General features: G+C 65.0%; 23 protein-coding genes and 1 tRNA gene. 7 read left to right on the forward strand and 17 right to left on the reverse strand.

Annotated features, from left to right (window positions below):
• Positions 1 to 14: 14 nt before the first annotated feature.
• Together QX126_RS25575 and QX126_RS25580 are read right to left on the reverse strand one after the other, a co-directional pair.
• Positions 15 to 1,544, reverse strand: a complete 1,530-nt coding sequence (locus tag QX126_RS25575) for a porin (protein WP_315740265.1) — start codon at positions 1,542 to 1,544, stop codon at positions 15 to 17.
• A 666-nt stretch (positions 1,545 to 2,210) separates the two neighbouring features.
• Positions 2,211 to 3,740, reverse strand: coding sequence for a porin (locus QX126_RS25580; RefSeq protein WP_315784475.1), 1,530 nt, complete (start codon positions 3,738 to 3,740; stop codon positions 2,211 to 2,213).
• 400 nt (positions 3,741 to 4,140) lie between these two features.
• Here QX126_RS25580 and QX126_RS25585 point away from each other — a divergent pair, with 400 nt between their 5' ends.
• Positions 4,141 to 4,662: a MarR family winged helix-turn-helix transcriptional regulator gene (locus tag QX126_RS25585; RefSeq protein WP_315740267.1), complete on the forward strand. Its 522-nt coding sequence runs from the start codon at positions 4,141 to 4,143 to the stop codon at positions 4,660 to 4,662.
• 64 nt (positions 4,663 to 4,726) lie between these two features.
• Here the strand turns inward: QX126_RS25585 and QX126_RS25590 are convergent, their stop codons facing one another.
• Both QX126_RS25590 and QX126_RS25595 read right to left on the reverse strand, forming a co-directional pair.
• Positions 4,727 to 5,803: a hypothetical protein gene (locus tag QX126_RS25590; RefSeq protein ID WP_315784477.1), complete on the reverse strand. Its 1,077-nt coding sequence runs from the start codon at positions 5,801 to 5,803 to the stop codon at positions 4,727 to 4,729.
• Between the two features lie 622 nt (positions 5,804 to 6,425).
• Positions 6,426 to 7,955 carry a porin gene (locus tag QX126_RS25595; RefSeq protein ID WP_315784479.1) on the reverse strand — a complete coding sequence of 510 codons (1,530 nt, stop codon included), beginning with the start codon at positions 7,953 to 7,955 and terminating at the stop codon, positions 6,426 to 6,428.
• A gap of 746 nt (positions 7,956 to 8,701) precedes the next feature.
• On the opposite strand from QX126_RS25595, the gene QX126_RS25600 reads away from it, so the two are divergent.
• Positions 8,702 to 8,795 (forward strand) — tRNA-Ser (locus QX126_RS25600).
• A 132-nt stretch (positions 8,796 to 8,927) separates the two neighbouring features.
• Here QX126_RS25600 and QX126_RS25605 read toward each other — a convergent pair.
• The 9 genes from QX126_RS25605 to QX126_RS25645 form a co-directional block, all read right to left on the reverse strand.
• Complete coding sequence (locus tag QX126_RS25605; RefSeq protein WP_315784481.1) at positions 8,928 to 9,281, reverse strand: hypothetical protein; 354 nt, start codon at positions 9,279 to 9,281, stop codon at positions 8,928 to 8,930.
• A gap of 196 nt (positions 9,282 to 9,477) precedes the next feature.
• Entirely contained in the window at positions 9,478 to 9,744 is a 267-nt protein-coding gene (locus QX126_RS25610) for a hypothetical protein (RefSeq protein WP_315740271.1), read from the reverse strand.
• Between the two features lie 1,392 nt (positions 9,745 to 11,136).
• Entirely contained in the window at positions 11,137 to 12,615 is a 1,479-nt protein-coding gene (gatB, locus tag QX126_RS25615) for an Asp-tRNA(Asn)/Glu-tRNA(Gln) amidotransferase subunit GatB (protein WP_315784483.1), read from the reverse strand.
• A 5-nt stretch (positions 12,616 to 12,620) separates the two neighbouring features.
• Positions 12,621 to 12,917, reverse strand: coding sequence for a hypothetical protein (locus QX126_RS25620; RefSeq protein WP_315740273.1), 297 nt, complete (start codon positions 12,915 to 12,917; stop codon positions 12,621 to 12,623).
• Positions 12,908 to 14,383, reverse strand: a complete 1,476-nt coding sequence (gatA, locus tag QX126_RS25625; RefSeq protein WP_315784485.1) for an Asp-tRNA(Asn)/Glu-tRNA(Gln) amidotransferase subunit GatA — start codon at positions 14,381 to 14,383, stop codon at positions 12,908 to 12,910. Before gatA ends, QX126_RS25620 begins: the two co-directional genes overlap by 10 nt.
• Positions 14,380 to 14,616, reverse strand: coding sequence for a hypothetical protein (locus QX126_RS25630; protein WP_315784631.1), 237 nt, complete (start codon positions 14,614 to 14,616; stop codon positions 14,380 to 14,382). Before QX126_RS25630 ends, gatA begins: the two co-directional genes overlap by 4 nt.
• A gap of 70 nt (positions 14,617 to 14,686) precedes the next feature.
• Entirely contained in the window at positions 14,687 to 14,974 is a 288-nt protein-coding gene (gene gatC / locus QX126_RS25635) for an Asp-tRNA(Asn)/Glu-tRNA(Gln) amidotransferase subunit GatC (RefSeq protein ID WP_315773127.1), read from the reverse strand.
• A gap of 108 nt (positions 14,975 to 15,082) precedes the next feature.
• Positions 15,083 to 16,159, reverse strand: a complete 1,077-nt coding sequence (locus QX126_RS25640; protein ID WP_315784487.1) for a nitronate monooxygenase family protein — start codon at positions 16,157 to 16,159, stop codon at positions 15,083 to 15,085.
• A gap of 9 nt (positions 16,160 to 16,168) precedes the next feature.
• Positions 16,169 to 17,155, reverse strand: a complete 987-nt coding sequence (locus QX126_RS25645; RefSeq protein WP_315740278.1) for a nitronate monooxygenase — start codon at positions 17,153 to 17,155, stop codon at positions 16,169 to 16,171.
• Positions 17,156 to 17,259: 104 nt separating this feature from the next.
• Between QX126_RS25645 and QX126_RS25650 the strand changes: the two genes are divergently transcribed.
• Positions 17,260 to 18,150 (forward strand): LysR family transcriptional regulator, encoded by an 891-nt coding sequence (locus QX126_RS25650; RefSeq protein WP_315740279.1) that lies wholly within the window; start codon positions 17,260 to 17,262, stop codon positions 18,148 to 18,150.
• Between the two features lie 228 nt (positions 18,151 to 18,378).
• A complete protein-coding gene (locus QX126_RS25655) occupies positions 18,379 to 19,326 on the forward strand; it encodes a cyclase family protein (protein ID WP_315740280.1) in 948 nt (315 codons plus the stop codon).
• Positions 19,327 to 19,500: 174 nt separating this feature from the next.
• Here the strand turns inward: QX126_RS25655 and QX126_RS25660 are convergent, their stop codons facing one another.
• On the reverse strand, positions 19,501 to 20,100 hold the full coding sequence (locus QX126_RS25660) for a TetR/AcrR family transcriptional regulator (protein WP_315784489.1): 600 nt from the start codon (positions 20,098 to 20,100) through the stop codon (positions 19,501 to 19,503).
• A 49-nt stretch (positions 20,101 to 20,149) separates the two neighbouring features.
• On the opposite strand from QX126_RS25660, the gene QX126_RS25665 reads away from it, so the two are divergent.
• The 3 genes from QX126_RS25665 to QX126_RS25675 all read left to right on the forward strand — a co-directional run bounded on the left by QX126_RS25665 (position 20,150) and on the right by QX126_RS25675 (position 22,553).
• Positions 20,150 to 20,992, forward strand: a complete 843-nt coding sequence (locus QX126_RS25665; RefSeq protein ID WP_315784491.1) for an oxidoreductase — start codon at positions 20,150 to 20,152, stop codon at positions 20,990 to 20,992.
• Between the two features lie 147 nt (positions 20,993 to 21,139).
• Positions 21,140 to 21,625, forward strand: coding sequence for a Holliday junction resolvase RuvX (gene ruvX, locus QX126_RS25670; protein ID WP_315775206.1), 486 nt, complete (start codon positions 21,140 to 21,142; stop codon positions 21,623 to 21,625).
• 4 nt (positions 21,626 to 21,629) lie between these two features.
• The gene (locus QX126_RS25675; RefSeq protein WP_315784493.1) at positions 21,630 to 22,553 is read left to right on the forward strand and encodes an AEC family transporter; all 924 of its coding nucleotides are present in this window, start codon (positions 21,630 to 21,632) and stop codon (positions 22,551 to 22,553) included.
• A 10-nt stretch (positions 22,554 to 22,563) separates the two neighbouring features.
• Here the strand turns inward: QX126_RS25675 and QX126_RS25680 are convergent, their stop codons facing one another.
• The 3 genes from QX126_RS25680 to QX126_RS25690 are packed head-to-tail and all read right to left on the reverse strand — an operon-like array spanning position 22,564 to position 25,804.
• On the reverse strand, positions 22,564 to 23,370 hold the full coding sequence (locus QX126_RS25680) for a CPBP family intramembrane glutamic endopeptidase (protein WP_315784495.1): 807 nt from the start codon (positions 23,368 to 23,370) through the stop codon (positions 22,564 to 22,566).
• Complete coding sequence (locus tag QX126_RS25685) at positions 23,367 to 25,010, reverse strand: acyl-CoA dehydrogenase family protein (protein WP_315784496.1); 1,644 nt, start codon at positions 25,008 to 25,010, stop codon at positions 23,367 to 23,369. The genes QX126_RS25680 and QX126_RS25685 overlap by 4 nt, the downstream gene beginning before the upstream one ends.
• Before the next feature lie 23 nt (positions 25,011 to 25,033).
• Positions 25,034 to 25,804 (reverse strand): M15 family metallopeptidase, encoded by a 771-nt coding sequence (locus QX126_RS25690; RefSeq protein WP_315784498.1) that lies wholly within the window; start codon positions 25,802 to 25,804, stop codon positions 25,034 to 25,036.
• Positions 25,805 to 25,853: the final 49 nt, after the last annotated feature.

Genomic DNA, 25,853 nt, shown 5'->3' on the forward strand with positions numbered 1-25,853 from the left:
CCATTCGCCCGCACTTACCAGTTGCGCTGGGCACGCACCAGCAGCGAGACCGAGTCCTGGTCCTTCAACTGGTAGGTCGTGGCCGGCTTGGCAACGGCCGCGACCGCCGGTGCGTTCACCACGCCGGTGAACTTCTGGTCCAGCCTGGTCCAAGCGACGTCAGCAGAGAAGGTCAGATTCTTGACCGGCGTCCAGCGCGTGATCACACCCACCGTCGAGATGTTGAAGTCGGGGTTGCAATTCGCAGGCGTGATGCCGAGAGCGACCATGCCTGCACCGTTGCAGATCAGTCCCTTCGCGGTGTTGTTGTATCTGACGCCGCTCCAGGAGCCGTAGACCGCCGTATTCCAGAACGGATCCCAGTTGTGGGTGAAGGCCCCGCGGAAGCCGTAGGTGGTGGTCAACTGCTGCTGCGTATTCGCCCCGAACACCGAATCCGACACGCCCGCGAAGCCCAGGCTCTGGAAAGCGCCGGCCATGTTGCTGCCGCCATACATCGCGTAGTTGATCGGCGCGAGGCTCTGGAAGTTGTAGCGGCTGGCGCCGTTGGTGTAGACGCCCTGCAGATTGATGGTGTCGCCGGCGCCGGTCGGGATGTTCTTGATCGACAGGGCGAGCTGACCCGCATAGCCCCATTTGTCGGCCGGGTGGCCGGTCGTCTCGTTGGCACCGAAGAAGGCGGCGTGATTGTCATGCGCCGCGAACGACGCCTGGAACAGACCCCAGGCCTGATCGACGCGCACCATGCCGACGATGTCGGGCGCGACGTTGCCGCCGAAATTCGACGTGCCATAGCTGCCGGTGAGCACGCCGGCGGCCGTCTGTCCCGCCGTATTCCAGATCTGCGACTGCGAATACTGCGTCGCATCCTGGGCCGAGATCGCGGCCGTGATGCCCGAGCCGAAGTCCGCGGTGTAGGTGAACTGGTTGACGCCGGTGATGGTGCCGCCGCCGCCGGTCAAACCGTCGAAATTGTTGCCGGGATAGTTGGCCCAGGGCGCGTCGAACTGCGACACGGCCTTACCCATGGTGAAGCCGGCAAACTGGATGAAGGCGTAGAAGACACCGAGCCCGCCTTGCGCGATGTTGCCGTCGGCCTGCGCTCCAGGCGCGCCCGCCGTCGAATAGGCAGTCGCGCCCGTGGGGGAGCCGGTCCCCGCGTAGCTGCCCCCGGTCCACTGGAAGACACCATCGAAGAAGGTGCGCACGACGCCATATTCGGTCGCGGTGCGGGTGTCGATGTTGAGGTCGGCACGCGAACGCGTCGTGTAGTAGTTGCTGAGACGATTTCGCCCGCCGGCGACGCCGTTCACGGCATTCTGGAAGATCGTATTCGTACCGAAGCCTGCTTCGGCACGCAGAAAGCCGCCCAGCTTGATGCAGGTGTCGGTGCCCGGAATGTAGAAGAATCCCGCTCCGTACATGGAGCAGACCCTCACATACTCGACCGCTTTGGCCTTGATCGGAAGGTCGGCGGCCTGAGCCCCACCCATGGCGAGCAACGCCGCCCCTGAGCCCAGAACAAGGCTCCTCACAGTCTTCATACTAACCTCCAAATTGCTCAGTTCAGACCGGCCCGGCTCGACATCGAACGACCGCCCCCACGGTCAGCCCGTCTCCAGCTGCACCACAGTGCTCGCGCATAGCGTTGCAGTCGGAACGATCGAGAGGCGGACTTGGTGCTTTATCGGACCATTCTCGTGACCGGCCGGATCACGCATGTGGCGCGGCCGCGGCACGGCACACGGCTGCCAAATCTCCAAGAGTAATGTGTCGGGGAAGACTTTCGCCGCCGAATGCATGTCGCGGTCGTGGCGGGAATGCAGCAGGACGGGCGCCGAGAAGGGCGGCGAGCGCGAGTCTCCCACTTCTCCGGCCTGACCATCGCGGCACCCGCCCTCGTCTGCCCGAGGTCACGCAGGCCAAGCTTGGCTCAAACGTGCGGTCGAACCGAACGAACCCGGCGACCGCCTCTCACGGATGTTTGAGCCGGATGGCCACGAGTCGGTCGCGAAATTCCATCCAGATCGCATTGCGTCGCGTGGCCGCGCGGTGTGGTTCTCGGGCGGGTCTGCAGCATGTTTGTCAGCGACAGAGCGGAGCGGCGAGGAATGCGGGTCTCGGCGCTGGAGCACGCGCTGGCCAGGCAAAGAAAAACCCCCGGCAGTTGCCTGCCGGGGGCTGGTCAAACCGTCATGAAACGGTCTGGATCACCAGTTGCGCTGAGCGCGGAGCAGCAGCACAGCCGACTGCTGATCCTTGATCTCGTACACTGCGGCCGGCTTCGCGACGGCAGCAACCGCCGGCGAGGTCACCGAACCAGAGTGCTTCTGGTCGAGCCAGGAGTAGGCGAAGTCGGCCGAGAAGGTCAGGTTCTTGACCGGGGTCCAGCGCGTGATCAGGCCGATGGTGGCCAGATCGAAGTCCGGATTACAGGTCGAACCCGCGTTGAAGGCCGCGACAACGCCGGGGCTGGTGCAGATCAGGCCCTTGGCAGTGCCGTTGTAGCGGACGGCAGCCCAAGACCCGTAGATCGCAGTGTTCCAGGCCGGGTTCCAGTTGTGCGTATAAGCACCACGGATACCGTAGGTCGTGGTCAGCTGCTGCTCACCGCCGGTCGTGAAGACCGAGTCGCCCACGCCCGCAAAGCCGATGCTCTGATAGGCGCCAGCCAGACCCGTGCTGCCGTACATCGAGTAGTTGTTCGGCATCAGGCTCTGGATGTTGTAGCGGCTCGCACCATTGGTGTAGACGCCCTGCACGTTGATCGTGTCACCAGGTCCGGTCGGGATGTTCTTGATCGACAGGGCCAGCTGAGCCGCCCAACCCCACTTGTCGGCCGGGTGGCCGGAGGTCTCGGACGCGCCGTAGTAAGCGACATGGTTGTCATGCGCCGCGAACGACGCCTGGAACAGACCCCAGGCCTGGTCGACGCGGACCATACCGACGAAGTCCGGAGCAACGTTGCCGCCGTAGGCGCTGGTGCCGTAAGCACCACCGATCACGCCAGCCGCCGTCGAACCAGCCACGTTCCAGAGGTTGTTCTGGTAGTAGGCAGTCGCATCCTGGGCCGAAACCGTGGCCGTGATGCCGGAGCCGAAGTCAGCGGTGTAGCTCAGCTGATTGACGCCGGTAACCGTGCCGCCGCCGCCGGCGAGACCGTCGAAGTTGTTGCCCGGATAGTTGGTCCAGGGCGTGTCGAACTGCGACACGGCCTTACCCATCGTGAAGCCGGCGAACTGGATGAAGGCATAGTACACGCCGAGCGAGCCCTGCGCGATGTTGCCGTCGGCCTGAGCGCCAGGCGCACCCGCCGTCGAGTAGGCGGTCGCACCGGTGGCCGAACCCGTGCCGGCATAGCCGCCCGAGGTCCAGCTGAAGGTCAGGTCGGCGAAGGTGCGGACCACGCCGTATTCGGTCGCCGTGCGGGTGTCGATGTTCAGATCTTCACGAGCACGAGAGGTGTAGTAGTTGCTGAGGCGGTTGTGTGCGCCGCCCTGGCCGTTGAACGTTCCGTTGAAGATGCTGTTGCTGCCGGCGACCACTTCGGCGCGCAGATAGCCACCCAGCTTGATACAGGTGTCGGTGCCGGGGATGTAGTAGAAGCCCGCACCATACAGGGAGCAAACCTTCACATACTCGACCGCTTTGGCCTTGATCGGAAGGTCGGCCGCCTGAGCCGCGGACATGGCGAGCAGAGCTGCCGCCGAGCCGAGGACAAGGCTCTTAACCGTCTTCATTTAAACCTCCAAGTTGCTCTTTTGAGAAAGAACCGGACCAAGATCCCCCAGGACGATCCGCTTCCTCCGCTCCCGAAAAACCGCTTCAGCCGCTTCGCGCCATCGGACACACCCGCATCACGCGAGGGACTTAAGCGAACCACCTGTCACGGGACGATCGAGTAACCCCCCACCGTCGCCAGGAACTATGCCTTCGCTCATTCGGTAAGCAAAATAGTTTATGCAGTCAGGTAATTGAATGAAGCCGAAATGTGTCTTGGGGGCAACACAATGGCAGCTTGTTGTGCAGCGCACGGGGGACGACGGATGTCCTCCTAGATAAGTGATTTTGTTGCGGATTTTTTTTCTTTAGGGTCAAGCTTCGTACCGGAACTCCTGAGCAATGGCGCCCTTGAAGAACATGTCTGCCGCACCTGTGGAAGCGGACGCGCAACCGAAGACTGCCGAACATCTGCCGAAGAATCGCGACGCCATTCTTCGCTTCGCCAGGGAGATCTCCACGATCAACGTCCATCTGGAGGAGCTGAGGTACTTCTGGGCCAAGAGAATCGGCATCAGTGGCCCCCAATGGATGATCCTGATGGCGATCTCCGAACTGGATCAAGGCGAGGGAGTTGCCGTGAATGCGGCGGCCAAGCGGCTGCACGTCGACCCCTCCTTCGTCACGACGCAGTCGAAGCTGCTCGAGAAGAAGGGCTTCATGGAACGCAAGCCCGCCCCCAACGATGCGCGCGTGGTCCGGATGTCGCTCACCGCCAAGACATCGGAGCAGTTCGCCGAGCTGGAAGCTCAGCAAGCGCAGATCTTCGGCTTCATCTTCGAGGAATTCGACGCTCGTGAGCTCGCGACCTTCACGGACAAGCTGGCTGGCCTCAAGGACCGTTTCGAAAAGGCCAGCGCGCGACTCACGATGGGGCTCTGAGGCCCCCGAGGCGGTCACGGCCCGACCGCCTCTTACAGGCAGCGAGCGCAGACATAGGGTCGCGTCAGCCTGGAGGCCGCGGAGACCCCGCCAGACGCTTGGCGATCCAGTCGAAGACGAAGGCATCGGCTTCGAGCCAATCGGCGCCCGCGCTGGAGACGATCTTCAGGGTGATGTCCGGGTGCTCGCGCTTGATCTGCGCGATCAGCCGGGTTGCGATGTCGGCTCGAAGCCAGCCACCCTCCGGCACCGTCACCAGCAGCGGACACATGATCTGCCGCGCCGCCAGCCCATCGGTCGCGATCGACAGCCTGCCCCGCTCGCCCGCACCGGGTCGGCGCGACAGGAAGACGCGCTCGTGAATGTCCCACAAGCCGGCGTCGCAGACCGCCGCAGCATAACGCGGATCGAGTGCGATGCCGCGCGCGACGAAGGACGAGCTCCAGTCGTCGGCCAGGATCGCGATCCGGCCTTCGTCCACGTCATCACGGGACGTCACGTAGTCCGTCACGCTCGCGATGGCTGATTCGAGATCGCGACGGCCGACGATCTCCTCGAAACGGCAGTCCGGTCCGCTGCCCAGCAAATCGACCACCAGCAACGCCAAGCCGCGCTGCTCCGCATGGGCTGCAAGCTTGAACAGGGAGGTTTCCTTGCGACGGCCGGGCTCACCGATGCAGATGACGGTGGGCGCCCTGCCTGCCCCGCAGCGCGCCGGCAGGAAATAGGCTTCGAGCGAATAGTCCGCGCGCCAGGGAATCGTGACGACCTCTCCTGGCGGATCGGCGCAGCGCAGGAATTCGCGCGCACATTCGCGCATGCGGGACAGCACGACGGCCTGGCGGGAGCGTGAGCTGCTGAACGGACAGGCCGCAGCCTCATAACAATCGACCGCGCGCGACCATTTGCGCAACGCCAGCTCGGGACGGCCGCTGCTCACAGCGTCGGCGGCGGCAGCCTTCATCGCATCCGCGCATTGCATCCACTCGCGATACCAGGACTCGTCGTCGCTGGCGTCGATCCGCTGCGCAACCGCCAGACATTCCGCAAGCTCGGCCCGGCCCTCCGGCCGCGCCTCCAGCAACCGCGTGATGGCGCCCGCCAGATCGTCTTGCTCGGACCACGGACGCAGCACTCCCACAGAGCCTTCCGAACTCATCTTGGACTGATTCCTCGCTGGCGTGACGGTGTGGCCCCGTCATCTGGCGGTCATCGTGACCACCCGGGATTTCCCGGTCAAGCCGATGCGCAAGGAATTTTGCTCCGACCTTTGGTCTACGATGGATGCTTTGCGCTGACGCGCAGCGGTTGCACCGGTACGTTGCAACCGAAAGCCAACCTCAGGAACCGGGCGACGAGGAGATCCTGAAATGAAGAAACCTCCGGCGGGGCATCGCCAGAGGTTTCGTGGAGTCTAACATCATATGATCGTCGAACTTGGATCGGCAGTGTCCTCTTGAGGAGGGATCGCTATCAGCGCGTGACAAAATTAGCTTATCAACTCATCTGTTTTCAACACCAATTTAAAAAAAATACCGACAGACTGTCAAGTTACTGAAAAGAAAGTGATTTTCGATCAACGAGGCGTTCGGAATCCTCCTCATTACCTCAGCCGTCGATTTTGATTTGTCTCAGTTGCCGATCTTGCATCGATCTTCGAGCGAGCCTGACTCGGGTGCTGGGCCGGAATGCGCTGTCACAAACAGCAAAAACCCCCGGCAGTTTCCTGCCGGGGGCTCTTGAACCCGATCAGACGATCAGGATCAGAAGTTGCGCTGAGCGCGGAGCAGCAAGGACACCGAGTTCTGGTCCTTGAGCTGGTAGGTCGCCGCCGGCTTGGAAACCGTGGCCGAACCCGGGTACGCGATGTTGCCCGAGTACTTCTGGTCCAGGTTGGTCCAGGCCACGTCGGCCGAGAAGGTCAGGTTCTTGACCGGGGTCCAACGGGTGATCAAGCCGAGCGAGGAGATGTTGAAGTCGGGGTTGCAGGTGAAGCCTGCGCCCGCGATCGCACCCATCGCCGCGCTGCCGCAGATCAGGCCCTTGGCAGTGTTGTTGTAGCTCACGGCAGCCCACGAACCGTAGATCGCCGAGTTCCAGGTCGGGCTCCAGTTGTGGGTGTAAGCACCACGGAAGCCGTAGGTCGTGGTCAGCTGCTGCTCACCGCCGGTCACGAAGACCGAGTCGCTGACGCCAGCGAAGCCGAGCGTGCCGTAGACACCAGCCGTGCTGCTGCCGCCGTACATCGCGTAGGTGGTCGGCACCAGGCTCTGAGCGTTGTAACGGCTCGCACCGTTGGTGTAGACGCCCTGGATGTTGATGGTGTCGCCGGGGCCGGTCGGGATGTTCTTGATCGACAAGGCCAGCTGAGCCGCCCAGCCCCACTTGTCAGCCGGGTGACCGGTGAGCTCGGTGGCGCCGTAGTAGCCGGTGTGGTTGTCATGCGCCGCGAACGACGCCTGGAACAGACCCCAGGCCTGGTCGACGCGGACCATGCCGACGATATCCGGAGCAACGTTGCCGCCGAACGAGTTGGTGCCGTAGGAGCCGCCAACGATGCTGGCTGCAGTGATGCCCGACACGTTCCACAGGTTCGTCGTGTAGTACTGGGTCGCGTCCTGCGCCGAGATCGCAGCCGTGATGCCCGAGCCGAAGTCGGCGGTGTAGGTGAACTGGTTGACACCGGTCACGGTGCCGCCGCCGCCCCACAGGCCGTCGAAGTTGTTGCCGGGGTAGTTGGTCCAGGGCGCGTCGAACTGCGACACGGCCTTACCCATCGTGAAGCCAGCGAACTGGATGAAGGCGTAGTACACGCCCAGGCCACCCTGCGCGATGTTGCCGTCGGCCTGTGCGCCAGGAGCGCCAGCCGTCGAGTAGGCGGTTGCGCCGGTCGCCGAACCCGAGCCGGCGTAGGTGCCGCTGGTCCAGGTGAACGTCAGATCGGCATAGGTACGAACCACGCCGTACTCGGTCGCGGTGCGCGTGTCGATGTTGAGGTCCTGACGAGCACGGCTGTAGTAGTAGTTGCTGTGGCGGTTCATGCCGCCGGCAACGCCGTTGACGGCGTTGTTGTACTGGCCGTTGCTGGCGAACGACGTTTCAGCACGCAGGTAGCCGCCCAGCTTGATGCAGGTGTCGGTGCCGGGGATGTAGTAGAAACCGGCGCCGTAAAGCGAGCAGACCTTCACATATTCGACCGCCTTGGCCTTGATCGGAAGGTCAGCTGCCTGAGCCCCGGACATGGCGACGAGAGCGGCCGCCGAGCCCAGGACAAGGCTCTTGATCGTGTTCATAATGTTAAACCTCCAAGTTGCTCAGTCAGGGAAGGTTCCGCCTCCGCTGGGTGAGAGACACCCTTGGGGTTGGTACCGTTATCCCTCTTCGACCCGTCGCTCAGCCGCTTCGCGCTATGGGACACACCCGCATGAACGCGAGGGACTTGAGCGAACGACCTAAACGGGACGACGTCGGGATGCCCCCCTTCGTCGTGTGAGCAGAATTACCGAAGGCCTTTGCACACGCAACAAAGGAACCATCATTGCGGCGCCCAGGCGGCGCCTTTTCGGACTGGTGTTGCACAAAAGGCACGCGACCGTGGTTCTGCGGGAACACCTAACTTGCTGTTTATGTTATCGTTTTGTCACAACGCAATTTTGGGTGTTCAGGGCTGCGAGCACTCGCCCGCCAGGAACCCGCCCCAAGTCAGGCACGGGGCCACGAATCCAGCCAAGGCGCTGAACGAGAATCGGACCGGAGGACAATGCCCTCTGCGCCCCCTGCCACCGGCCCGTCGTTCCAGGCGACCCTCTATATTGGTGACGCTCTATATCAGGGACCATCGAGAGGGCCTGCGCCGCCCGTCGACTTCCATGCCGTGCCGCGTCCGATCAAACGGCAGGCTCAGCTCGGATCGATCGCCAACGGTGGAGATCACCGTCCGGGGCCGATCCGGCGAAGACGCAGCCCTGTGAGGATTTCGAAACCGCATGCAATCTGCCGCTTGCGGCTCAGCGCGGCGTCGGGCATACCGACCCTCGCTGGAGACGTGGCCGAGTGGCTGAAGGCGGCGGTTTGCTAAACCGTTATAGGGTTGTAAAGCCCTATCGAGGGTTCGAATCCCTCCGTCTCCGCCAGCCGCCCGTCGGCGCGGCCAGCAGCCCCCTCCCCCTGATCATCCGCATCAAAGCCGAGCCGTTCACGCACCTGCCGGATCGCAACGGACCGTGGCCGCCGTGATCACGGTTGCCGCGCGATCACGCGCGGGCTCAATCGAACAGGCCACGGCTGATATTGATCACGAAGGCGGCGGGCACGCCGATGACGGTGCCGACGAAGCCATAGCCCAGCGCAGCCCACCATGACGCCGCGCCTCCTGCTCCCATCACGGCACCGTAGATGGCGCCGAGGCCCGCACAGAGCACGGTCACCACGACGAGGCGGCGGTCGTTGTGGGCCTCGACCCGCAAACGCTTCAACTCACGCCGGCTCTGCACCGCAGGCCCGGCCGGCTCGGTCGATCCGCAATGCGGGCACGCCACCGCGCTGAAGGAGACGCCGCTGCCGCAGTCATGGCAGTCGATCAGCTCTTGCCGCCGCGCCTGTCGCCGTGCCTGGCCCATGCCATCAATCCCACCTGCCTGCGTCACATCGGACGACAGATAGGAGATTCATAGGCGCGCGACGAGGCCCGCTTCCCACGAGAATGAACGATCGGGCGCGGGTCACCCCAGCGCTCCCGGTTCGCGGCCGGCGAACTGGCTCGTGCGGCATGGCTCGCACCGAAAGCGAGATCCGCCAAGTCGCGGCCGAGTTCGCTCAGTGCGCGGTCATCCAGGCGCGCGCCTCACGCTGCGCGGTCGCGATCTCGGCATCCGACATCTGCTCGGCGACCTCGCGGCGCATTGCCACGGCGTCGACGCGCCCCCTGAGGGCGGCGAGATTGAACCATTTGTGCGCGGCGATCAGATCGACCGCACCGTCGCGACCGCTCGCATAGAGCATGCCGAGCTCGAACAGGACATCGCCGCTGGCGCCCTGCTCCGCAGTGGTCACATCATCAAAATTGAGTTGTCCCTGAAACATCGTCGCTCTCCTTCGCCCGAGGAGGCGGCCGGTCACCCGAGCACGCCCCCGTCCAACTGTTCAACGCCTGGTTATCCCCATGCCGTCTCGCGGCTTATGCGCGAAGGATGACCGATCAAGTTTGAAAGGCAGTTTAAACATCGTGCTGAACGAGCCCTGAACGCGGAACCCCGCATTTTCCCGGGACGGCTTCAATGCATTGATTCGAAATGGATTCTTCAACTCGGCAAAGAGCGGTTTACCGTTCTGTTTGGCAAACCCCTAACCATCCGCGAAAGCGCTTCACCGCTCCGGGGCGGAGCGCACCACGCAGGCGGTCAACAGCCGCACTGGGACCGGACACGTCTTGACACAGGGTGCGGGAGATTGCGTAGCGCACTGCGGCACGAGTACGCCGAGCTGCTAATAAGGTCGTTCGTCTATGGGAGACTGGGAGGCACGCAGTCGCCGGAGGCGCGGTGCTCAGGGATCGAGGGCGTCGGCGAACACGTCAGGATCAGATCCCACTCTGGCTGATAGCCGCTCGTGAGATTGCAGACCGGAAACGCGATCTGCACCGAACGAAGAAATCCTGTTTCTTCTGCCGGACCGCACCGCGAGCGAAGCCGCTCTCGAGTTCGATCCGACCGTTGACCTGATGTCTCGCCGACACCCTCTATCGTCTGTTGGAGCTTCAGGAGATCTGCCCGGCTCGCGAGGAGCTATGCCGACCTGCGTTCCAACGACGTGCCGGCATCAGCTGCCGGACTCATCTCGCAAGGACTGCGAGAGTTACTTCTTCTTGGCGACCTTCTTGGTCTTCTTGGCAGTCTTCTTCGCCGCGGTCTTCGCGACCTTCTTCACTGCCTTCTTCGCCTTCTTCGCTTTCTTGGCCATGTTGCCCTCCGATGTGAGATGGCTTAGTCGATGCGTGCACTCGGGAATCGAGCTGCACTCCTCATCGATACACCAACGAGTGAAAAAAAACAGCTTCCGGCTTAAGGAAGTGTTGACAGGCGCGCGCGCACGCGGCTGACGCAACGCGCGAAGCAGTGCGAGGTTCGACATCGCAAACGCGCACGCGGCTGCGCGCGACGCCAAGCGCGCTACTGATAGACATTGCAGAAAAAGCCTACGCTGCAAGCATTTTCTGAACTGCTACATGACAGCGCGAAAGTGGCGGCGTGCACATCGCAAGGCGCGGACTCGCACGATGAAGGCGGCGCGCGGACTCTGAGTCGTAAATTTTGGCAACGAAAAAATTTTCATTGCACACGCCCTCGTGTGCGTTCGAACGCTCGGCAATGGTGGCTTTTTTGCGAATCGCGCGCAGCGATTCGCGAAGTCGTCGGGTCAAACAAAACGGCGCGCACCGTGTGCGCGCCGCTGGAACGAAGACGAGCGATCGCCGTTTCAGATGCCGAGCTTGCTCTTCAGGATGTCGTTGACCGCCTGCGGATTGGCCTTGCCGCCCGACGACTTCATCACCTGACCGACGAACCAGCCGGCCAGCTGCGGCTTCGCTTTCGCCTGCGCCACCTTGTCCGGATTGGCGGCGATGATCTCGTCGACCACCTTCTCGATCGCGCCGAGGTCGGTCACCTGCTTCATGCCGCGGCTCTCGACCAGCTCGCGCGGCTCGCCGCCCTCGCTCCAAACGATCTCGAACAGGTCCTTGGCGATCTTGCCGGAGATGGTGCCCTCGCCGATCAGCGCGACGATCGCGGCGAGCTGAGAAGCCGACACCGGCGAGGACGCGATGTCGCGGCCCTCCTTGTTGAGCCGGCCGAACAGCTCATTGATCACCCAGTTGGCGGCGAGCTTGCCGTCGCGCGCCCGGTCGGACAGCGCCTCCAGCACGCTCTCATAGAACGCCGCGCTCTCGCGCTCGGCCACCAGCACCGAGGCGTCATAGGGCGAGAGGCCGACATCGGCAATGAAGCGCGCCTTCTTCTGGTCCGGGAGCTCCGGCAGGCCCGCCTTCAGCTCGTCGACGAAGGCCTGGCTGAACTCCAGCGGCAACAGGTCCGGGTCCGGGAAGTAACGGTAGTCGTGCGCCTCCTCCTTGGACCGCATCGAGCGCGTCTCGCCCTTGTCGGGATCGAACCTCCGGGTTTCCTGCTCGATCGCGCCGCCGTCCTCGATGATCTCGATCTGGCGCCGCGCCTCGGCCTCGACCGCCTGGCCGATGAAATTGATCGAGTTGATGTTCTTGATCTCGCAGCGGGTGCCGAGCGGGCCGCCCGGCTTGCGCACGGAGACGTTGACGTCGGCGCGCAGGCTTCCCTTCTCCATGTCGCCGTCGCAGGTGCCCAGATAGCGCAGGATCGAGCGCAGCTTGGTCACATAGGCCTTGGCCTGCTCGGCATCGCGGATGTCCGGCTTGGAGACGATCTCCATCAGCGCCACGCCGCAGCGGTTGAAGTCGATATAGGACAGCGACGGCGACTGGTCGTGCAGCATCTTCCCGGGATCCTGCTCGAGGTGCAGGCGCTCGATGCCGATCGTGGCGGTCTTGCCGCCGTCGAGCTCGACCGCGACCTCGCCCTCGCCCACGATCGGATCCTTGTACTGGCTGATCTGATAGCCCTGCGGCAGGTCGGGGTAGAAATAGTTCTTACGGTCGAACACCGAGCGCAGGTTGATCTTGGCGTTCAGCCCGAGCCCGGTGCGCACGGCCTGCCGCACGCACTCCTCGTTGATGACCGGCAGCATGCCCGGCATCGCCACGTCGACCAGCGAGACGTGGCTGTTGGGATCGCCGCCGAACGCGGTCGAGGCGCCCGAGAACAGCTTCGACTTCGAGGTGACCTGGGCATGGATCTCCATGCCGATCACGACCTCCCAGTCGCCGGTGGCGCCCTTCATCAGCTTGCCGCTGGTTGCCGTCATGGCCCTCAACTCCCCATCAGCGCGGAGACGATCCGCTCAAATTCAATATCCAATGCATCCTTGGCGACGGGCTGCCCGGCCTGCCGATACCAGTAGGCGGCATTGCCGAGATCGCCTTCGACGCGATGCAGATGCGCGTGCACCCAGGCCGCGTCGCGGCCGGTCTCGTCCTGAATGATCTTGTGCGAGCGGTCCCAGTCGCCCTTCGCCAGCCACCACAGGCCGGTCAGCACGGGCGACAGTCCGGCCGCGGGCGCGTCGCCCGCGAGGCTCGTCTTGAAATCGGCGACGCTTACCACCACCGGACCGGCGTGAAGCGTCCCGCCGCCTGCTCGATGACCTCGCCGAGCGAGAACAGCGTCTCCTCGTCGAACGGACGGCCGATCAGTTGCAGCCCGAGCGGCAGCCCCTGACTGTCCTTGCCGGCGGGCACGGCGATGCCTGGCAGTCCCGCCATGTTCACGGTCACCGTGAAGATGTCGTTGAGATACATCTCGATCGGGTCGGCGCCGCCCTGCTCGCCGATGCCGAAGGCGGCCGACGGTGTCGCCGGGGTCAGGATGGCGTTGACGCCCTTGGCGAAGCAGTCCTCGAAATCCTTCTTGATGAGGGTGCGGACCTTCTGCGCGCGCAGATAATAGGCGTCGTAATAGCCGGCCGACAGCACATAGGTTCCGATCATGACGCGGCGGCGGACCTCGGCGCCAAACCCTTCGGCCCTGGTGTTCTCGTACATCTCGCCGATGGACTTCCCCGGCACGCGCAGGCCATAGCGGACGCCGTCGTAGCGGGCGAGGTTCGAGGACGCCTCGGCCGGCGCCACGATGTAATAGGCCGGCAGCGCGTATTTGGTGTGCGGCAGCGACACCTCGACCAGCTCGGCGCCGGCCGCCTTCAGCCACGCCGCACCCTCACTCCAGAGCTTCTCGATCTCGGCCGGCATGCCGTCCAGCCGGTACTCCTTGGGAATGCCGATCTTCATGCCCTTCACCGACCTGCCGATCGCCGCCTCGTAGTCCGGCACGGGGATGTCGACCGAGGTCGTATCCTTCGGATCGTGGCCGGCCATCGAGCGCAGCAGGATCGCCGCATCCCGGGTCGTCCGCGCGATCGGCCCGGCCTGGTCGAGCGACGAGGCGAAGGCGACGATGCCCCAGCGCGAGCAGCGGCCATAGGTCGGCTTGATGCCGACAGTGGCGGTGAACGCCGCCGGCTGGCGGATCGAGCCGCCGGTGTCGGTTGCGGTCGCGCCCATGCAGAGCAGCGCGGCCACCGCCGAAGCCGAGCCGCCGGACGAGCCGCCCGGCACCAAGGTGGTGTTGGAGCCCTCGCGGCGCCACGGGTTGCCGACCGGGCCGAAGCACGAGGTCTCGTTCGACGAGCCCATGGCGAACTCGTCATTGTTGAGCTTGCCGAGCATGACCGCGCCGTCGCGCCAGAGCTGCGAGGTCACGGTCGACTCGTAAGGCGGCACGAAATTGCCGAGGATCTTCGAGCACGCCGTGGTGCGGACGTCCTTGGTGGCGAACAGATCCTTGATCCCCAGCGGAATGCCGGCCAGCGGCCCGCCTTCGCCCTTGTTGATCCTGGCGTCGGCGTCGCGCGCCATGGCGCGCGCCTGATCCGGCGTCTCCATCACGAAGGCGTTGAGGGCGCGCGCGTCCTCGATGGCCTTGAGATGAGCGTCGGTCAGCTCGAGCGACGTGAAGGTCTTGCTCGCGAGGCCCTTGCGGGCCTCGGCGAGCGTCAGCGAAGTCAAATCGGTCATCTGTTGATCGGGCTGCAGAAGAAAGGAGAAAGCGTCTTGTCGTCGGCCGGGTCGTCCGCGAAGAACTTGTTCTTCGCAGGGGAGGCTTTCTTGATATTGGCGGCCGCTTCGAGCTGGTCGAGAATCTCGTTCACGGCCTTGTCCGGATCGGCGGCCTTGCCCTGCCGCTCCATCGCGTCGAGATAGTCCATATAGGCCTTGTAGGCCGCTTCATCGTCGCAGAGCAGGCACATGGCGTTGGCTCGCTTGTCGGTTACGGCTCGGGTCGATCGCGCCGGAGCAGCGACCAATCCAACCCCTTGGCTATTCCACGACCTTCGGCACGAGGAAGAAGTGGTTCTCGGTCGCCGGCGCGTTCTTGACGATGTCGTCGGCGATCTCGCCGTCATTGACGACGTCCTGACGCTTCTTCATCGCCATCGGCGTCACCGAGGTCATTGGCTCGACGCCCTCGACATTGACCTCCGACAGCTGCTCGACGAAATCCAGCATCGCATTGAGTTCGCCCTGCAGATGCGGGACCTCGGCGTCAGTGACAGCGATCCGCGCCAATTGCGCGATCCGGCGGACGGTGGCGGCATCGACCGACATTATATAGGGCCTCACGGGACAAGGTGAACCCGCCCTATAGCAGAGCCCGCTTTCGCGCCGCAACCGGCAGCCGTTGGACTTTCCTGGGGCAACATCCCGCCCGAGGTGTCAGCCCGCCATGCTCCGCAGCCGCGCCAGAGCCTGTTCGGCCAGGCTCCGCGTCAGTTCGGCCGCCGGCATCTCGCGCCCAAGCGGGAGCGCCTGCCCGGCCCAGAGATTGGTGAAATCGACCCGGCCCTGCTTCTCGGCTGCGGCTTTCAGCGGTCCGAGCGCCGTCGCCGCATGCGGAAAGGCCGGTGCATCCGGCGAGATCGGCCCGACCTCGCGCATCACCCGGTTGGCGACGCCGCGGGCGAGCCGACCGGTCATCACGTTGGTGATGACGGTCGATTCGTCGCTGGCGGCGGCCAGCACCGCGCGCGCCGGCACGCTGACCTTGGATTCGGGACTGCGCAGAAAAGCGCTGCCGATCTGCACGCCGGAGGCGCCGAGTGCGAACGCAGCGGCAATGCCGCGCGCATCGGCGATGCCGCCGGCCGCGATCACCGGCAACTTCACGGCGTCCACGATCTGCGGCACGAGAGCAAACGTGCCGACCTGCTCGGCGAGCTTGTCTGTCAAGAACATGCCGCGATGGCCGCCCGCCTCGGCACCTTGCGCAATGATGATGTCGGCGCCGTTCCGCTCCAGCCAGACCGCCTCGCGCACGACGGTCGCCGACGTCAGCACGACCGCGCCGGTCGCCTTCACGCGCGCGAGCAGCCCGGGCTCAGGCAGGCCGAAATGGAAGCTGACGATCTCCGGCTTCAGCTCCTCGACGGCAAGGCACATCGCTTCATCGAACGGCGCGCGATTGGCCGCCTGGACCTCCGCATCGGGATCGATGCCGTACTCGCGGTAGTAGGAGGCCAGCCGCCGCCTCCAGCCGGCCTCGCTGATCGCATCGGCCTCGACCGCGGTGTGGCAGAAGAAATTCACATTGATCGGCGCGGCAATGCGCTGGCGGAAGATGTTGACCTGCTCGCGCATCTTGTCGGCAGAGATCATCGCACACGCCAGCGACCCCAACCCGCCGCCTTCGGCCACAGCGATCGCAAGCTCGGCGTCGGCCACGCCCGCCATCGGGGCGAGCACGATCGGATGGTCGGTCTTGACGAGATCAGCGAAACGGCGATCGGGCCACATGGTCTGCTCCTATTGCTCGGCTGAGACGGCGGATGAATTGCGCCGTCCCTGAAGAATGTGCTCGGCCTCGCTGACGATGCGCGCGACGATCTCGCCGGCCGGTGGGATATCATGGATCAGACCGACCGCCTCGCCGGCGATGACCGCTGCAATGTCGAAATTGCCGTTGGCGCGTGCCTTCATATAGTCGGCCGAGACGGTCTCGACCTGCTGCAGCAGATCGACCTCGCGTCCCATCCAGCGGCGCGCATGATCGTTGACCAGGCAGCGGCCGGTGAACGGCGCTGGCCAGACATTGTTGCGCGACAGATCAAAGATGATGCCGCGCACGGTCTCGCCGGATTTTGCCGCGCAGATCCGCCGCTTGGCCTCGTCGGCGCCGGCAGCCTCCCGGCTGGCATAAAAGCGCGTGCCGAGCAGCACGCCCTCCGCCCCCAGCATCAGCATCGCCGCAAGGCCGCGGCCATCGGCGAGACCGCCCGCAGCCACCACAGGCAAGCGGCCGGCCGCGAGGTCGACGATCGCCGGCACGAGATCGAGCGTGGTCCGCGACGCGCCATGACCACCCGCCTCGGTTCCTTGCGCGATCAGGATGTCAGCCCCGGCCGCAATCGCCTGCTCCGCCATCACCTCACTCTGCACCTGGCAGATCAGCAGCGCACCGGCACACTTGATATCAGGCGCAAAGCGCGCGGGATCGCCGAACGACAGCATGATCGCCGCAGGCCGCGCGGCGAGCGCGATGTCGAGCAGATCGGGCTGCTTGGCCAGCGACCAGGTGATGAAGCCGATGCCGAACGGCGCGCGCAGGCCTTCGAGCTCCGCAATTTCATGCGCGAGCCACGTCCGATTGCCGTAGCCGCCGCCCAGAATGCCAAAGCCGCCGGCGCCGCTGACCGAGCGCACCAGCCGCGCATCGGCAATCCCATCCATCGGCGCCAGCAGGATCGGATGGCTGATGCCGAGCCCTTCTGTCAGCGCCGTCCGTAGCGGCATCACAGTCTCCTCATCTCTGGACGGCGAGTTTAGGCGCGGCTAACATTCTCTCAAAATGAATACTTGAGAACTCTGCCATCGCAGATTCAAAACGGAGATTGGCCGTGGAGCTGAGCGACCTCCAGACTTTCGCGGCTGTTGCGCGCACCGGCGGTATCACGCGCGCGGCGGAAGCCCTCAACACGGTGCAGTCCAACGTGACCCAGCGGATCAAGGCGCTGGAGGCCGAGGTCGGCACCGCATTGTTCGAGCGGCACAGCCGCGGCATGACCCTGACCAATGCCGGACTGCGCCTGCTGCCTTATGCCGACCGGATCGCGGCGCTGTCGCGCGAAGCGCTGCTCGCGGCGCGCGACGACGGCGATCCCAAGGGACCGCTGATGATCGGCTCGATGGAAACGACCGCCGCCGTGCGGCTGCCGACGCTGCTCGCGGATTTTCATCGACGCTTCCCGGCGGTCGCCCTCGGCCTGCGCACGGCGCCAACTGCCGAGCTGGTGGCCGCAGTGCTCGACGGGACGCTCGAGGGTGCCTTCGTGGCCGGCCCGATCGACCATCCCGATCTCTCGGGCATCATCGCCTTCGAGGAAGAGCTGGTGCTGGTGACGGCCCGGCGCTTCGAAAGCCTGCCGGCTCTGCGTGCGGCGACAACGGCGTCCGGTCCGACGGCGCTGGTGTTCAGGGCCGGCTGCACCTACCGGCAGCGGCTGGAGCAGGTCTTCAACGATTTCGGCTGGCCCGCGGCAGCGCGCATCGAGCTCGGCACGCTCGACGGCATGATCGGCTGCGTCACCGCCGGCATGGGCGTCGCGCTGTTGCCACGCGCCGTATTGACGCGCAACGAGATGATCGGCAGCGTCAGCCTGCACACGCTCGATGCAGTTCATGCAAAGGTCGAAACACTGTTCATCCATCGCCGCGCGGCGCATCGCAGCAGCGCGCTCTCGGCCTTCATGGCCGGCCTCGCCGGCCGGGATCACGACATCGCGGCTTGAGCGGATTCACCCGGAGATTGTACTGAACGTTGCCGGCGAGCGTCACATTCCATTGCGCGAAATGACGTTCTCGACCATGAAACGCGGCCATTTCGACCGATGCGACTTTCGGGCGCTGTGCAGCGCACGCGCGCGAAAATAATTTTGTCGCGCCATCCTCTACTACGTTAGGATGTGGCGCTGGCCAGCGCGAAACACAACAAACGTCAACATGTCGGAGGAAATGCGATGCGCAACGCGTTCGTGTTGTGCTGCTCGATTGCCATGATGGGTGCGATCGGGACGGCCAATGCCCAGGACAAGACCCCGGATTGGACGAAATCGAAATGGGGCCCACAGGACGAGATCGGCGCGGCCAACTACATCACGCCGGAGCTCGTGGTCAAAGCCGCCTCGCTGGTGAAGACCGGCAAGACCTACCCACTCGGCATGATCGTCGATTCCAAGACGCCGGCCTATCCGCCGCGTTCGTTCAAGATCACCGTGGTGCAGCCGGGCCAGGCCGGAATTCCCGGCCTCGGCCCGAACAAGGCGACCTACAATGACGACATCGTCGAAGGCTGGGTCGGCGTCGGCAGCCAGATCGACGGGCTCGGCCATCTCGGCATCGAGCACGTCTATTACAACGGCAACAAGCTGCTCGACTTCGCCGATCCGACCGGCCTGAAGAAGCTCGGCATCGAGAAGGTGCCGCCATTGGTGGCGCGCGGCGTGCTGCTCGACATGGCCGCCTATTACAACACCGACGTGGTCAAGGAAGGCACGGCGTTCAACGTCAAGGAGATCGAGGAAGCTGCCAAGAAGCAGGGCGTCGAGATCCGCCAGGGCGACATCGTGATCTTCCACACCGGCTGGCTTGGTTTGATCGGCAAGGACGACAAGCGTTACGGCGCCGGCGAACCCGGTCTCGGCGTCGAAGGCGCCAAATACCTGACCTCGAAGGGTGTGGTCGCAGTCGGCGCCGACAACTGGGCGGTGGAGGCGATCCCGTTCGAGTCGTCGAACCTGTTCGAGGTGCACCAGATCCTGCTCGCCATGAACGGGACCTACATCCTGGAGAACATGGACACGGCGGAACTGGCCAAGGACAAGGGCTACGAGTTCCTGTTTGTGCTCGGCCAGCCACGCTGGCGCGGCGGCGTCCAGGGCATGATCAACCCGATCGCGATCCGTTAAGCTCCGCCGATCTCCTCGTGAGGGCATCCCGGGAGCGCCGCGTCCTCACGAGGAGTCGGGAATCGTCCTGCGAAAGCAAACCTTGGACAAGGAGCCCGCCGCAGGCGCGCCTGAAGCTGGCCGACAGAGACCCGGGATCGGCGGGTCAGTCGATCAAGCCGCCCCTATCGGACGTCAATTTAGGTAGCCGAGCAACAAGGCGCTCGCCATGTCTCGCGCACGCGGGGCGAGCGCCGCATCCGACAATTCGCCCGCAGTCCAGAAGGACAACACGCCGCGGAAACTGAAGGCGAGTTGCTCTGGAAGGCAGCGCAGGGCTTGTTCTCGCCGGCCGGCCCTCAGTCCCTCTCCCTTCCCCAAGGCCAGTGCCCAGAAGGCAGTGGATCGGGACAGCGTCTGACCGGGCGAAGCCTGGGCGGCACCCAGCCATCCCATCACGGTCCGGTTCACGTCTGGATTCTCCAACATCACTGCCACCGCCGTATCAATAGCCAATAGCACGCGGGCATTTGCATCTCTCGATGGTGGCGCGGCGGCGTACCGCACCTCCATGGTGTCGATCCGACGTATGGAGAGAGCCTGCATGATCGCGGCCTTGTTGCCGAACTGATTGAACGGCGTCGCGAAGCTGACCCCCGCCTCAGCGGCAAGGTCCCGCATCGAGAAATCGGCCCTGCCCTGACGGAGAAGCCGCTCTGCGGCATCGAGGACGTGCCGACGAAGCGGCTCGCCTCTCATGCCACTGGATGAATGTTCGGTCTTGCCACGTGCCATGCAGTATCTATATCATGATATAGATAACCTTGTCATGCGGAGTTGTACGATGGCGGCTGCCGATTCGAAGATTTTCCTCATCACTGGCGTCAGCTCGGGCTTGGGCCGAGCGTTCGCAAAGGGCGCGCTGGCCGCCGGCCATCGGGTGATCGGGACCGTGCGAAGGGTCGGCGATGCCGAGGCTTTTGCCGCGCTTGCAGCGGGCAAGGCTCATCCTCTCGTGATCGACGTTACGGATTTCGATGCAATCCCGGCTGCTGTGGCAGAGGCCGAGAAGCAGATTGGCGCGATCGACGTACTGGTGAACAATGCCGGCTACGGTCACGAGGGCACGCTGGAGGAGTCCTCGCTCGACGATCTGCAGCGGCAGTTCGCCGCCAACGTGTTCGGCCCTGTCGCGATGATGAAGGCCGTGTTGCCGGGGATGCGCGCGAGGCGGCGCGGCCATATCGTCAATGTGACCTCCATGGGCGGCTTCATCACCATGCCCGGGATCAGCTTCTATTGCGGCAGCAAGTTCGCGCTGGAGGGCATCTCGGAGTCGCTCGGCAAGGAAGTGGCCGCCTTCGGCATTCGCGTCATTGCGCTTGCGCCCGGTCAGTTTCGGACCGATTGGGCGGGACGGTCCATGGATCGCACGCCACGCAGCATTTCCGACTACGACGCCGTCATGGATCCGATTCGCGCCGCCCGATTGGCCAAGAGCGGAAACCAACCCGGCGATCCCGCGAAGGCCGCACAGGCATTGCTTGCCCTCGTGGAAGCCGAAAAACCGCCTGTACGGCTGTTCCTCGGTGAGGACGCGCTGGCCCTGGTCGAGCAGAAGATCGAGGGCATGAAAGCCGAAGTGAGTGCCTGGAACAAGCTCTCGCGCTCCACCAGCTTCGCTTGATGATCCGAAGCCGGCGCATCCGGGAAAGACTGCAACGCTCGACATCTGGGCCGGTCGACTCGCGTGCGCGAGCTTCATCGGGGCGGCGAAGCGATGCACGCCCTCACCTGCTGGCTCGCCACGCGCCTGCGTGTTAAGCGCATTGCCATGCCCGCCCCCATTCTCCCCCTTGTCGAAGCCGCCGGCCGCTGGCCCGAGCGCGGCGCGCTCGTCGGCCTCGATCTCGGCACCAAGACCATCGGCGTCGCCGTGTCCGATCCCGATCGCCGGCTCGCCACCGGCGTCGAGACGATCCAGCGCAAGGCCTTCAAGGCCGATGCCATCAGGCTGCTTGCCATTTGCGCCGAGCGCAAGGTGGTCGGCTTCGTGCTCGGCCTGCCCATCAACATGGATGGCAGCGAGGGGCCGCGGGCGCAATCGACCCGGGCGTTCGCGCGCAATCTCTCCGGCCTTACCGACCTGCCGATCGGCCTGTGGGACGAGCGGCTGTCGACGGCGGCGGTCGAGCGCGAGTTGATCGGCATGGATGTCAGCCGCGCCAAACGCGCCGAGGTGATCGATACGCATGCGGCGATCTTCATCCTGCAGGGTGCGCTCGACCGGCTGACGACGCTGCGCCGCTCGGGTCAGTAGTCGCATGGGCCCCGTCATCGCGGCGCTGGCGCCGGTGTTCCTGCTGATCGTGGTCGGCTTTGGCCTGCGGCGCAGCCTGATGCGGCTCGATACCCAGTGGCACGGGCTGGAGCGGTTGACCTACTACGTGCTGTTCCCCGCCCTGCTGCTGCAGAGCCTCGTCAAGGCGGATCTCAGCAAGGTGCCGGTGGCCGGCATCGGCGGTGCGCTGTTCCTGGCGATGCTGGCGATGTCCGCGCTCTGCCTCGCCCTGCGGCCGCTGCTCGCGCGCGCCGGCGTCGACGGACCGGCCTTCACCTCGATCTTCCAGGGCGCGACGCGCTGGCAGACCTACGTCGCGCTCAGCGTATCGGCCAGCCTGTTCGGCCCCACCGGCCTTGCGGTGGCGTCGGTCGGGATGATCGCGATCATCCCGATGGTCAACGTGTTCAGCGTCGCGGTGCTCGCCCATTATGCCTCGCCGAACCGCCGCTCGCTCCGCGAGATCCTCGCCACCATCGTGCGCAATCCACTGATCTGGGCCTGCGTCCTCGGCCTCGCGCTCAACGTCGCGCGGGTGCCACTGCCTAAACTCTGGCATGATGCCGCCGACGCGCTCGGCCAGGCGTCGCTGCCGATCGGCCTCCTGGTGACCGGCGCCGGCCTGCACTTCGAAGGTTTGCGCCGCGCCGGCCCGGCCGCCGCGCTCGGCGTCGTGCTCAAGCTGGTCTTGATGCCTCTCCTCGCGATCGGGCTCGCCGGATGGTTCGGCGTCACCGGCCCGAGCCTCATCGTGGTCGCGATCTGCGCGGCGGTGCCGACCTCGCCGAGCGCCTATGTGCTGGCCAAGCAGATGGGCGGCGACGCGCCGCTGCTGGCGCAGATCATCTCACTGCAAACCGTGCTGGCGGCGCTGACCATGCCGCTCGCGATCGCCTGGGCCGGCTGAACACCGCCGCTCAGGAGTGGCCGCTGGCGAGCCACATGGTCTGCACGGTGGCGGCGAGGTTGTTGAGGCCATGCAGCACGACGGTCAGCCAGGTCGAATGGCTGACCGAGCGCAGATAGCCGAACCACAGGCCGAGCGCGAGCACCTCGAGGAAGAAGTACCAGTCGTACTGCAGATGCATCGCGGTCCAGACCAGCGACGACAGGACGATCGCGCCCGGCACCCGCAGAAACGAATCCGACCAGCCGCGATAGAGGAAGCCGCGCGCGAACAATTCCTCGGACAGCGGCGCCGCAACGCAGAAGGCGAGCACCATCAGCCAGACCGTGCCGTCGCCCTTGGCCGTCTTCAGGACGTCCAACATGAAGCCCGGCGAGACCTCGCGCCCCGTCGCTCGTGACATCAGGTCCCAGGCGACGACGATCACCACCATGCCCACGATGCCGATGCCGACATACTTCCACGACGTCCAGCGCAGGCCGAGATATTCGGCGAAGGGCGTGCGGGTGTGACGGACGGCGAAATAGACCGCCAGCAGCACGGCCGGCAGGCCCATGATCACCGACAGCGACAAGGTCAGCCCGCGGCTGGCGATGTGGACCAGCGCAGCGGCATCGGTCGGCCCGTCCCGCATCAGCAGAAAATAGCCGACCACCGCAGCCTGGCCGGCGAACAGCGCGATGAAGATCACGAAGCCCCACAGCGCGGTCCACCAGAAGCCGAGCGTGCGCGGCTGGTGTTTCGCAGGCGCGACCTGTTGTGGTGGATTGGCCGGATCGAGCGAGTCTGCGACGGCGGCTTCAGGAGAATCGGTCAAGGCAGGGCGCGCTCCAGCAAGGCACGGATATCGGCGGGATCGAGATCGACCGCGCCATACATGCTCGGATGCACGGCGGCGAGCCGCGTGGCGGCGAACAGTTCGGCATGGCGAGGCATGACCACGTTGAGCGCGGCGCAGGCGGCGAGCAGCGCCAGTTTCTCCACCGCAAGCCGGGCAACGCGCTCGGAATCCGGCCGGCGGAAGCCGGTCTCGATGAAAGCGAGCGCCTCCGCCGCGCCGGGAAGCCCGCTGGTCGCTGCCTTCAGTTGCATCAGCACGTGCGCGGCCGCCTCCGCCTCGCGCGCCAGCGCCCGCAGCACGTCGAGGCACATCACGTTGCCCGAGCCCTCCCAGATCGCATTGACCGGCGACTCCCGGAAATGGCGCGCGAGAATGCCGTCCTCGACATAGCCGTTGCCGCCGAGGCATTCCATCGCCTCATACAGGAACGGCGGCGCGCTCTTGCACACCCAGTATTTGATCGCGGGCGTCAGCAGCCGCACGTAGTTCGCCTCCCGCGGCGACAGAGGCGCACGATCGAACGCCTGACACAGCCGCATCACCAGCGCCACCGTCGCCTCGACATGGAGAGCCATGTCGGCGAGCACCGCCTGCATCAGCGGCTGGTCGGCGAGATGCTTCTGGAACACGCTGCGGTGGCGCGCGTGATGCAGCCCGTGCGCCAGCCCCGAGCGCATCAGGCCGGCCGACGAGATCGCGCAATCCTGCCGCGTCAATTGCACCATCTGGATGATGGTGCTGATGCCCCTGCCCTCGTCGCCGACCCGCTCCGCATAGGCGCCGACGAACTCCACCTCCGACGAGGCATTGGAGCGGTTGCCGAGCTTGTCCTTCAAGCGTTGAAACTGGATCGCGTTCACCGAGCCATCCGGCTTGAAGCGCGGCATGAAGAAACAGGTCAGGCCACCTTCGGCCTGCGCCAGCACCAGGAAGGCGTCGCACATCGGCGCCGACATGAACCATTTGTGCCCCGTGATGCGATAGCCATCGGTCGTGCGCTCAGCGCGCGTCATGTTGGCGCGCACGTCGGTCCCGCCCTGCTTCTCGGTCATGCCCATGCCGAGCGTCATGCCGCGCTTCTGCCACCACGGCGCAAACGCCGGATCGTAGTCATCAGTCGCGATGACCGGCATCGCTCTTGCCAGCAGATCCGGCTGGGCGGCCAGCGCCGCCACCGAGGCCCGCGTCATCGTGATCGGACACAGATGCCCGCTCTCGACCTGCGAGGCGATGTAGAACTTCGCGGCGCGCACCACCTCCGAGCAGCCGCCGACGGGCTGGCCTTCTGCCGTCCATGTCGAATTGTGCAGGCCGGCCGCGGCCGAGCGCGACATCATCGCATGGTAGGCCGGATGGAATTCGACGACGTCTCGCCGAAAGCCCTTGGCGTCGAAGCTGCGCAGCTTCGGCGTGTTCTCGTTGGCGAGCCGGCCCTGCTCGGCCATCTCGGCCGAGCCCCACAGCGCACCGAACGCAGACAGCTCCTGCTCGGCGCCAGCACCGCCATTGGCCTTCACCGCGTCGACCAGCGGCTGGTCTGCCGTGAACAGGTTGACGTCCTCGAATGGCGGCGACTGGTTGAAGACCTCATGGGTCGCGAAGGAAGACTGCGTCATGGCCGTGCCCTGCTACAGATCGATCATCGGCGCGGCCGAATGGGAAAAACATAAGTGGTCGCGCCAGCGCCCGGCAGCGAAAAGTGCCACCACTCCTTGGCATAGTTCACAAAACCTTGCCGCGCCATGGCCGAGAGCAGCTCATCGCGCCAGCGCCGCTGCTCGGGCGTCAATCCTTGCGCGGCGGTATGCGCCTTGGGATCTAGACAGTCGTAGCCGGTTCCCATGTCGACGCTGCCCTCGGGCGCGCGTAGCGCTGCGGGCGCGGTGCAGTCCGCGTAGTCCTTGGCCGGGTCGAACACCGCCGAATTATCCGCCGCGAGCTCGACCAGCGTGAGATCGAGCGCCGCACCCGTCGAATGGCTCGAACGCACGGCGATGTAGCCGAGACGGAACAGGTCCTGCTTGGCAATGCGCGGAGTGTAACGGCGACCGGCCGTGGTCTCGACGCCGTCCTGCGACCAGGCCAGCATCTCCGCCACGGCACGCACCGGCCGGTAGCAGTCGAGCATCTTCAGCGACAGGCCGCGCGGCCGCAGCTCGGCTTGGATGGCCTGCAGCCGCCGCGCCATGTCACGCGTCACGACGCATTCGGCCGCCTCGTAGCCCGGCAAAGGGCGGCCGACGAAATTGTTGCTGCCGGCATAACGGATGTCCTGAAGGATCGTCGGGTCGATGTCGCGGAGATAGACGAAATCGAACGGCAACGCGCCCGCACAAGCCGGCACGATCGCCGCCAGCAGGATCAGGGCATATCGGAGCGGACCTCGTCCGGCGATGGCCCGCCAGCCCATGGTTTGGAGCCCCCTGAGAGGCTCGAAAGACGGAACGGGGGATAACTCG

It is taken from the genome of Bradyrhizobium sp. SZCCHNPS1003, from assembly GCF_032381555.1.
GTDB lineage: Bacteria > Pseudomonadota > Alphaproteobacteria > Rhizobiales > Xanthobacteraceae > Bradyrhizobium.